The 9215-nt window shown below is 62.6% G+C and carries 9 protein-coding genes, 1 pseudogene and 1 other annotated feature; of the genes and pseudogenes, 5 read left to right on the forward strand and 5 right to left on the reverse strand.

Annotation, left to right across the window (positions count from 1 at the left end):
- Positions 1-50: 50 nt before the first annotated feature.
- Positions 51-854 (reverse strand): DUF4394 domain-containing protein, encoded by an 804-nt coding sequence (locus DDE75_RS16665; RefSeq protein ID WP_108503524.1) that lies wholly within the window; start codon positions 852-854, stop codon positions 51-53.
- 230 nt (positions 855-1084) lie between these two features.
- Between DDE75_RS16665 and DDE75_RS16670 the strand changes: the two genes are divergently transcribed.
- The gene (locus DDE75_RS16670; protein WP_108503525.1) at positions 1085-2251 is read left to right on the forward strand and encodes an iron-containing alcohol dehydrogenase; all 1167 of its coding nucleotides are present in this window, start codon (positions 1085-1087) and stop codon (positions 2249-2251) included.
- A 37-nt stretch (positions 2252-2288) separates the two neighbouring features.
- Here DDE75_RS16670 and DDE75_RS16675 read toward each other — a convergent pair whose 3' ends face one another.
- The 3 genes from DDE75_RS16675 to DDE75_RS16685 form a co-directional block, all read right to left on the reverse strand.
- Positions 2289-2861 carry a c-type cytochrome gene (locus DDE75_RS16675; RefSeq protein WP_162799091.1) on the reverse strand — a complete coding sequence of 191 codons (573 nt, stop codon included), beginning with the start codon at positions 2859-2861 and terminating at the stop codon, positions 2289-2291.
- Positions 2854-4041 (reverse strand): PQQ-dependent sugar dehydrogenase, encoded by a 1188-nt coding sequence (locus DDE75_RS16680; RefSeq protein WP_211659375.1) that lies wholly within the window; start codon positions 4039-4041, stop codon positions 2854-2856. The genes DDE75_RS16675 and DDE75_RS16680 overlap by 8 nt, the downstream gene beginning before the upstream one ends.
- Before the next feature lie 548 nt (positions 4042-4589).
- Positions 4590-5165, reverse strand: a complete 576-nt coding sequence (locus DDE75_RS16685) for a hypothetical protein (RefSeq protein ID WP_162799092.1) — start codon at positions 5163-5165, stop codon at positions 4590-4592.
- 133 nt (positions 5166-5298) lie between these two features.
- Between DDE75_RS16685 and DDE75_RS16690 the strand changes: the two genes are divergently transcribed.
- A complete protein-coding gene (locus DDE75_RS16690; RefSeq protein ID WP_245894785.1) occupies positions 5299-6330 on the forward strand; it encodes an ADP-ribosylglycohydrolase family protein in 1032 nt (343 codons plus the stop codon).
- Positions 6331-6347: 17 nt separating this feature from the next.
- Complete coding sequence (locus DDE75_RS16695; RefSeq protein WP_108503519.1) at positions 6348-6956, forward strand: uracil-DNA glycosylase; 609 nt, start codon at positions 6348-6350, stop codon at positions 6954-6956.
- Between the two features lie 37 nt (positions 6957-6993).
- Here the strand turns inward: DDE75_RS16695 and DDE75_RS16700 are convergent, their stop codons facing one another.
- Entirely contained in the window at positions 6994-8271 is a 1278-nt protein-coding gene (locus tag DDE75_RS16700) for an MBL fold metallo-hydrolase (RefSeq protein WP_108503520.1), read from the reverse strand.
- Between the two features lie 20 nt (positions 8272-8291).
- Between DDE75_RS16700 and DDE75_RS16705 the strand changes: the two genes are divergently transcribed.
- Positions 8292-8522 carry a hypothetical protein gene (locus DDE75_RS16705; protein WP_162799093.1) on the forward strand — a complete coding sequence of 77 codons (231 nt, stop codon included), beginning with the start codon at positions 8292-8294 and terminating at the stop codon, positions 8520-8522.
- Between the two features lie 165 nt (positions 8523-8687).
- A pseudogene (locus tag DDE75_RS16710) lies at positions 8688-9215 on the forward strand (transposase); the annotation flags it as partial.
- Positions 9011-9127 (forward strand) — a sequence feature (AL1L pseudoknot). Its footprint overlaps the pseudogene before it by 117 nt.

A 9215-nucleotide genomic window follows, 5' to 3' on the forward strand; every position in this document is an offset into this window, starting at 1 on the left:
AAAGGGCCGGGGCGATGACACGCCCCGGCCCCTTGACTGACTGTGGGAAATTACATCCCGGCGGTCATGAAGGTGATGTCGCGCAGGACCGCATCGCCTGCATCCTTGATGTCCCAGCTGTCCTGAACCGAACCGTCTTCCAGCGAGACCGTGTGCAGCTGACCACCGGCGGCCAACCATGCGGTGTTTGTGCCCTCGGCGTCGGTTGCGATGTCGAAGGCATAGCTGTCGGCACCGTCGATGCCCAGCTTGCCGACGGCCGCCAGCGTGCCGTCGTTCGGCGAGGTCTGCTGGATCAGCGCGACGATGGTGCTGTCGATGTCGTACATCGCGGTCGCCTCGGGCTTGCCGAAGGAATTGATATAGGCGGCGGCGACGATGGCCGGTTCCTCACCCGCGTGCATGTCGGCCTCTTCGAAGGCCAGCGAGCCGTCGACGGTCACGGCGCCGCTTTCGATGTCGACGCGGTGGTTGGTCGTGCCGGACATGAAGCGCAGCTTGTCGGCCATCGGGTTGAAGTCGACGATGACCGGCGCGCCCTCGGCGATTTCAAGCGGAGTGTCCATGGTCGAAACCACGGTCGCCTCGCCCGTGGCGGGGTCGATCTCGACGATCTCGAACGTGTCGCTGACGCCGATCAGCGTGCCGTTCGAGGGGCGCAGGTCGATGCCCAGCAGGCGGTCGACACCCGTCACCTCCATCGACTCGGTCACGGTGGCCGAGGTCGCGTCGATCTTGTGCAGCATCTTGTCGCCCGACAGGCCGATGGCGGTCATGGCGTGGTCGTCGGCCAGGGCGGCGCCTGCGGTTCCGAAGATCATGCCTGCGACGGTCAGTGCGGTGAATTTGTTCATCATCGGGTGGCTCCTTGGTCGGGGGCAGTGGCCATTCCGCTGCCCGTATGAACCGATGACGCGACGGGACGCGCAGTGGATGCAGAACCGTGAAACTTTTTCCCCATCCCATCGGCGGACGCCGGGATCTGATGGGCGCGCGGCCCTTGGCTTAGGACATGGATCGCGGATAGCTTTCCATCTACGACAGGGCGGGACTGCCGCCGCATCACCGACAGATGGGACAGGACATGACCGACGCGATCAAGCCTTTCGCCTTCCGGACCCCCGGTTCGATGACCGTCGAATGGGGCGGGTCGCATCGGCTTGGCGAACTGATGTCCGGGTGGTTCAAGGCGCGGCGCCTGCTGATCGTGACCGACAGGTTTCTCAATGAAAGCGGAATGCTGGAGCCGGTCATTACCTCTTTGCGGGGCCATGGCTTCGAGGTCACGATCTTCGACGATGTCGTGGCCGACCCGCCCGAGGCCATCGTCGAAAGCTGCGCTGTGATGGGCCGCGATCGTGGCTGCGACGTCGTTCTGGGGCTGGGGGGCGGCTCCTCGATGGATATCGCCAAGCTGGCGGCGGTGCTGCTGATCGCCGAACAGCCCCTGTCCGAGCTGTACGGCATCGACAACGTCAAGGGCGCGCGCGTGCCGCTGGTGCAGGTGCCGACCACCGCCGGAACCGGATCCGAGGTGACCAACATCACGATCCTGACCACGGGCGAGACCACCAAGATGGGTGTCGTCTCGCCCCGGCTCTATGCTGATCACGTCCTGCTGGACGCGCAGCTGACGGTCGGACTGCCCCCCGTGCAGACGGCGGCCACGGGCATCGATGCGATGGTCCACGCGATCGAGGCCTATACCGGTCGTCACAAGAAAAACCCGCTCTCGGATGTCTTCGCCCGCGAGGCGCTGCGCCTGTTGGCGGGAAATCTTGTCACCGCCTGTCAGGATGGCGGCAACCGCGCGGCGCGCGAGGCGATGCTGCTGGGCGCGAACCTTGCCGGGCAGGCCTTTTCCAACAGCCCCGTCGCGGCGGTCCATGCGTTGGCCTATCCGCTTGGCGGGCATTTCCACTTGCCGCACGGGCTGACGAATGCGCTGATGCTGGGGCCGGTGCTGCGGCTGAACATGACCGAGGCCGCATCGCTTTATGCCGAACTGGCCGATGTCGTCATGGAGCCTTCGGATGAGGGGACCCAGGGTCGTGCCGCCCGCTTCGTGGACTTCATCGAGGATCTGATGAACCGCTCGGGTGCGCCACGGCGCCTTCGCGACGTGAAGGTGCCCCAGGACAGCCTGCCGATGTTGGCCCGCGATGCGATACTGCAGACCCGCCTGCTGGTCAACAACCCCGTCGAGGTCGACGAGGCCACGGCCCTGCGGCTTTATCAGGACGCCTATTGACCCGAAGTCGCCCGCCCAGCGACAGGGCGGGCGGCCGTCATTCCAGGTGGGCCATGTAATAGGCCAGCGTCCGGATATCGTCGTCGGACAAATCAGTGGCGATCTCGACCATGGCGGCGCGATCGCCTATGCGACGTTCCGCCTTGTAGTCCTGCAGCGACTTGGCAAGGTATTCCTGTCGCTGGTTGCGCAGGGGCGGCATCTGACGACCGCCGGTATAATCCGCGCCGTGGCACGATGCGCAGCGGTGATCCTTGGAGAGCTGCGCCCCCGCTTCCATGCGATCGGCGTCGGGTTTACCCGGCGGCGCATCGGGGGCGGGCAGGGTGGCGACCCATTCGGACGCCGCACGCAGATCGTTGTCGGTGAAATCCGCGACCAGCCCCGACATGAGGTCGTTCTGACGCTGGCCACCCCGGAAGGCGACCAGCTGCAGCAGCGCGTAATAGGCATCCAGCCCGCCCAAATGCGGGACATCCTCGGCCGCATCCTCCCCATGGCAGGCGATGCAGCTGTCCTTCATGTCCGCGAACTGCTCCTGCGCCAGAACGGGGGCCGCAAGGCCGGCGATGAACGCCGCCCTTGCCAGAAGATGCCATGCCTTATTCATCGCGGCTGATGCGCCAGATCGCGCCGTTCCAGTCGTCCGACACCAACAGGGCGCCATCGGGCATGGTGGCCACATCGACCGGGCGACCGACGTATTCATTGTCGACGATGAAGCCGGTCAGGAAAGGCTCGGTCCGTTCGACCTGCGTGTCGCCGTCCAGATAGGCGACGGCAACCTCGGCGCCTTCCTTGACGCTGCGGTTCCACGGGCCATGCTTGGCAATGAAGATCTGGCCCTTGTAATCCTCGCCGAACATCTCGCCCTGATAGAACTGCATGCCCAGGGGCGCCGTGTGCGGACCCAGCAGCGCGACGGGGTCGGTAAATTCCTCGCATTTGCGGCCCCATCCGAACTCCGGGTCGGTAAATAGACCGTTGTGGCAATAGGGGAAGCCGAAGTCCTGGCCTTCCTCGGTCACCACGTTCAGCTCATCCTGGGGGATGTCCTCGGACAGCCAGTCGCGCTGGTTGTCGGTGAACCACAGGTTCCCGGTCGTCGGATGCCAGTCGAAGCCGACGGTGTTGCGCATGCCCGCCAGAATGGGTTGCGCACCGCTTCCGTCCAGTCCCATGCGGCGGATCTCTCCGAAGCCTTCCTCGCGTTCGCAGATGTTGCAGGGGGCCGAGTTCGAGACATAGAGCATGTCGTCCGGTCCCACCCCCAGATAGCGCCAACCATGGGGGCGCGGCTCACCCAGGTCGGAATAGATCTCGGTCAGCTCGGGCGCGCTGTCGAGGTTGTCCATGATGTCCTTGGCGACCGAGATCTTGGTGTGCTCCGCGATATACAGATCGCCATCGTGCAGCGCGATCCCGTTCGGCCAGTCCAGCCCTTCATAGAGCGTGACCGCCTCGCCGCCGGGTGGAATGGCATAGACGGCATTGCCCTGCCATGTGCCCACGAAGACCGTGCCGTCATCGGCGACGCGCAGGGTGCGGGCGTTGTTGATGCCGCTGGCAAAGACCTCGACCTTGAAGCCGTCGGGAACGGTCAGCGTCGGCAGATCGGCTTCGGCGGTGGGCAGGGGCGGCGGCGCCTGCGGAGCCAGCTGCTGGGCAGCCTCGGTTTCGGGGCGCCCCTCCAACGGGCTGCCTTTCTCGGGCTCCTGTGCGGTCGCAAATTGGACCGTGAATGCCAGCGTGCCTATGATGGCCGTGGCCGACGTCAATCCCGTCTTCATCGTCATCCTTCCGTAGCTGCGCGTGAACATGACCGCGCGAGCTCCCCTCGTGGATGTATGACGGTGGTGCCAGGTCAACGGGTTGGCAAGGACTGCAAGAAATTCTGGTCCTTATGGATGATCTTTTGAATGGGGAAGCACCCCTGCCGCCCCCGTTTCGCGCTGATTGCGCCAAGGATCATGGGGGACGACCGCCAGATTTCCATTCGCGCCGGACAAAAGTCCCGCCTGTTTGATGCTACGATTTGACGCTTTCAGCATTTCGAACGATGCCGGAAACTTGCGGGGCTGTCTTACTAGAAGGCAATCGCCGGTTACTACGGTTTTCGTATGCTTCTACTAGGTAAAAAATCTGTCTGGCGGAGGCGGTGAGATTGAAACCATCACGCTGTTAATTGATTTTGCTCGTTAAAAATATAGACTGTGATCCAAATTGTGAACCGCAATGTGAACCAGTAATATGCCCATTTTAGCGTGGTCCATTGCTAAGGTGTTCAGACTCGGCATCTGGTGGATCGGCTTTATTACGAATCTGTCTGGCTAGACTATCATTCCACTTTGCCTGCCATAGCTAATCGGGCGTTTGCCATGAACTTGCGCAGATTATCTGCTGTCCAAGATCTTCCCCCGTGTGTGGTCAGGTCTGCGGCGTTCAGTTGTCGAGCCATTTCTTTCCACGAACTGCCAGGCGAGTCCGCAAGTGCCGCGCAGATCCGGGCGCGGTGACTGTCTTTGTCGCCCTTGTGTTCATCGTCGAGAGACACCCAGTTCCTGAAATGTCGGATGGGGTCGAAGACCACGCCGTCGATCAGGATTGGCTCGGGCAGCAGCTGCAGCATGTGCTCATGTGGCAGATTTGCCCAAAGGAAACGATGCGGCCTCCAGCCCAGCATCTGCGAAAAATCTATCGTCAGAAAGATCGACTCTCGATGTGCCTTCGCGACGAGGTGCGTGACCGCGGCGGTGCCTTCTGGGCTGGCCCTATCCGGCGCAAGCTCCAGAATAGCGATCTCGTCGACCATGCATCCCATTTCATTGCGAACATAGCGGCGCGCAAGATCGCGCTGATAGCGAATGGTGCGGCTATGCGCGGCTGCTTCATCGGCGTTCGCGGGCAGGGTCACGAACCCTGCCCAGGGTACGGGGCGGGTCCAGTAGATCCCGACGAAGGATTGGCGCCTCATGCGGAAAATCCCGACAGACCATCTGCGTATTGCGCCATTGTGCCATGATCCGAGCATCATGACGAGGAGCCAGATGCAGATGAACACGCAATTGCCAATGCCGGATCTTTATGAGCGGATCCATGACTGCTTGCTGGCCGGGGCCTTGGGCGATGCGCTTGGCGCAGATATCGAATTTGCATCGCTGTCAGAAATCCGCGATCGGTTTCCCGATGGGTTCCGTGATCTGCCCCCGCATCAGGGGATACGGGGCGCGATCACCGACGACACACAAATGACGCTGTTCACCGTGGAAGGTCTGGTGCGGGCAAGCGTTCGGGAAGCGCTGAAAGGGATCTGCCATCCGCCTTCGGTGGTTCATCACGCCTTGCTGCGATGGCTTGTCACGCAGGGCGAGGTCCCGCGGCACGAGGTAGACCGCGAAGGACTGATTATCGACAGGCGTCTCCATGCGCGCCGCGCTCCGGGGCTGACCTGCCTCGAGGCCCTCGGCCGGTCGCGATCCTTTGATGATGCGGCGGTGAAAAGATCCAAGGGGTGCGGGACGATCATGCGCGTCGCGCCGCTAGCCTTTGTGCCCGCCGATCGGATACGGGATCTGGCGATGGACTGCTCGGCCCTGACGCACGGGCACCCGACAGGGCAAGAGGCGGCTGCGGCTTGGGCGTTGATCCTTGCAGACTTGGGCCGAGGCGGTGACATGGAGCGGGCCGCGTCGGCGCAGGCTGCGTCCTTTGGGGGCGAGACGCGCGAGGCCATTATGAACGCGCTGCGGGCGGTACCGGATGGCAGCCCAGAAACGGTGGAGGCTCTGGGCGCCGGCTGGACGGCAGAAGAGGCGCTGGCCATCGCGATTTATGCCTGCCGCTGCGCCCGGGATCTGGAACACGGCTTGACCATTGCGGTCAGCCATTCCGGCGACAGTGACAGTACCGGAGCGATCGCGGGAAACGCCCTTGGGCTGATGTTCCCGGGTCAGCCACGGCAGCTCCGGTGGGCAGGACAGATCGAATGCTACGACTTAATTGACAGGATGGCCCGCGATCTGGCCTTGGCGATGTCGGGACAGATGGATGATCTTATGGACAGATACCCCGGTGCATGAAAGCAGGAAGATAGACGATGACGATCAGTGCACCGCGAAGCCTCAGGGACCCCATTGCCATCGCGTCCCGCCGCGCGCTGCTGGGGCAGCCGCATATCGCAGACCTGCGGGATTATGCAGCCTGCCTGCGGGCAGAGGGCGCGGGGACCGTGCCCGAGTTCGATCCGATGGACGGCGGCGTCCGTGCACGATTGCTGTTCCTGATGGAAAAGCCCGGACCGATGACGGACGACACGGGTGCAAAGGGCAGGATAGGATCGGGCTTCGTGTCACGCGACAATGATGATCCCACCGCCGAGGCCATCTTCGGCTTCATGCGCGCGGCTGGCATCGCGAGAGAGGAAACGGTGCTTTGGAACGTCGTGCCGTGGTGGAACGACACGCGAGAGATTAAGGGGGCCGAGCTTGCCATGGGTCTGGAAAGACTCGGGCGTCTCCTCGATCTTTTGCCGCAGCTCAGGGCCGTGATCGGCGTCGGACGGCGTGCGGGCCGGGCCAAGGCGCTGATTGCGGGGCGCGGTCTGTCATTTCATGAGTCTGCACATCCCTCACCGATAAACCGCGCGGCGCGGCTATCGGTTTGGGCGAGCATTCCGGACGTTTGGAGACAAGCTGCCGACGGATAGCCGGCGCTGAACTCTGACGATCCGATACGGTCGGGCCTCAGAGCAGACCGTTATGGTGGCGGTCGATCACGTGCGCTTGTCCGTCCCTGAGGCGCAGAAGCTGCGGGAATCCGTGCTGCGACCGGTCCCAGTTCTCTCCATGCACGGGGACAACTGTGCCGGGGGCAAGTGCGGTGATGAATGCCTGAATATCCGCAGCGGACGCATGACCCGAAGTGTGGATATGTTCGATCCGCGCGCCCGCTTGCCGCATCAGCGCATAGGTTCTGGCAGCGATCGTGTCGGCATAACCCGACCATGCGGAAAAGACGAAGGCATCGTCGGGACCGGGGTGAATGCCCGCACCTTCGAAATCCTTCAGTGAGCTGTCGCGGATCATCACGACCGCATCGCTTGGCAGCGAACGGGCCGCGATCGCCTGCTCCGTGGCCTTGCACCGTTCGATCAGCTCATCAGCCTGCCGGTCCTTTTCGGCCGTCAGGCGGCGAACGGCGCGTTGACCCTTTGTCACGACAAGCGACAGTTCGGGAAAGTCCGAAGATACACGCGGCAACCGCGTGCCCGGTGCGACGATATCCATGACCTCGGCCGCATAGAGGTTGACGAACATGCGCCTTCTGCGTCGCCGCACGGCCCGGAACAGCGATGCGGTCCGGTCTACGTTCTGCGCCGACCAATAGACGAAGAGGCGCCCGGAGACCTGATCCAGTAACTGTACAAATCGTTCTTCGATCTCGGTTTCGGCCATCGTGGGCTTGTCGGTGCCGATATTCGTGCCTTCTGTGATTAGCACGTCGATGTCCTTCGGTGGGGCAGCCATCAGGTCTGTGACAAGACGCGCCTTCCTGCCATGCATTCGAAAGTCGCCCGTATAGAAGATGCGTTTGCAGTCAGCTTCGATCAGCAGCATGGCCGCGTCCGGCGCAGAGTGATCCGTAAGCCACGCCGTGATTGCGAAAGGCCCGACCCGGAACGTCCTGCGATAGGTCCAGGTCGATATGGCGTGGTCTAGCGATTGCTTATTCATGGCATAGCCAAGGCGGATCAGACGCTCCGACATCGGGCCGGTCCAAACGGGCCAGTCCTTCGGCATCTCGTGCAACACCCCCCAATGGTCCTGATGGGCGTGGCAGATCAGGACCGTGGCAGGACGGCCCAGATCCAGCGATGTCGGAAGCAGTCCCACCGCATCGCGCGGCGCGTCAAGCGGACGACCGGCATCGAGGATCAGGCGCGCGCCGCCGCCGTGCGCGATCTCGATGCAAGTGCCGCCGATCTCCTGTGTGCCGCGATGAACGGTCAGCGTGACGGTCACGCCGCAGGACCTTGCAGGCGATGATCGCCATCGATGCCTACCACCTGAACAAAGATTTCCTTATCCCGCAGCTTTGCCAGATGGCCATTTTGTTCAAAAGAAGCGTCTTCTTCCGTGTTGTCGATGATAAGGTGGACATTTCCATCGAGTGTCAGCGGGGCGCCCTCGGCGACGGCAACTATGCCTTCGCCAAGCGGGGGCAGATCGGCGCCGACATTGGATTTCGCGACTGCCGTGTGGATTTGCATTAGGTCATGACAAACCTGCCTGTATGCACGCAGGACGTCAGCCGTGTTGTTGCGACCTGGTGCATCCAGCCAGTTGTGACACTGCTTCTGCTGCCCGACAACCTTTGGCGTCCGTTGAACGGCTCCGGGTTTGCCGGAGGCTCCAACTCCTGAGTAGGATGGAGCATCATGAGCAAGACGACGAACAAGTTTTCCCCCGAAGTGCGTGAGCGTGCGGTGCGCTTGGTCCTCGACAATGAGGGCCAGCATGAATCGCGGTGGCAGGCCGTCATGTCGATTTCCGCGAAGATCGGCTGTGCGCCCCAGACCTTGAACGAGTGGGTCAAGAAGGCCGAGGTCGACAGCGGAAAGCGCGCTGGCATCCCGGCAGACATGGCCGAGAAGATGAAGGCGTTGGAGCGGGAGAACCGAGAGTTGCGCCAGGGTGAGGAGGGTCAGAAAACAGTTCGGGGGACTGTTTTCCCGACGAACGAGATCCTGCGCAAGGCGAGCGCGTATTTTGCGATGGCGAAGCTCGACCGCCGGTCGAAGTGATGGTCAACTTCATCGACAATCATCGCGGTGAGCATGGGGTCGAGCCGATCTGCAGGGTTCTGCCGATCGCCCCATCCACCTACTACGATCACCTGGCGAAGCGGGCCGATCCGGCCCGGTTGTCGGATCGTGCCCGGCGCGACGCAGTCCTGCGGCCCGAGA

Origin of the sequence: Paracoccus indicus (assembly GCF_003056335.1) — a bacterium.
Lineage (GTDB): Bacteria > Pseudomonadota > Alphaproteobacteria > Rhodobacterales > Rhodobacteraceae > Paracoccus > Paracoccus indicus.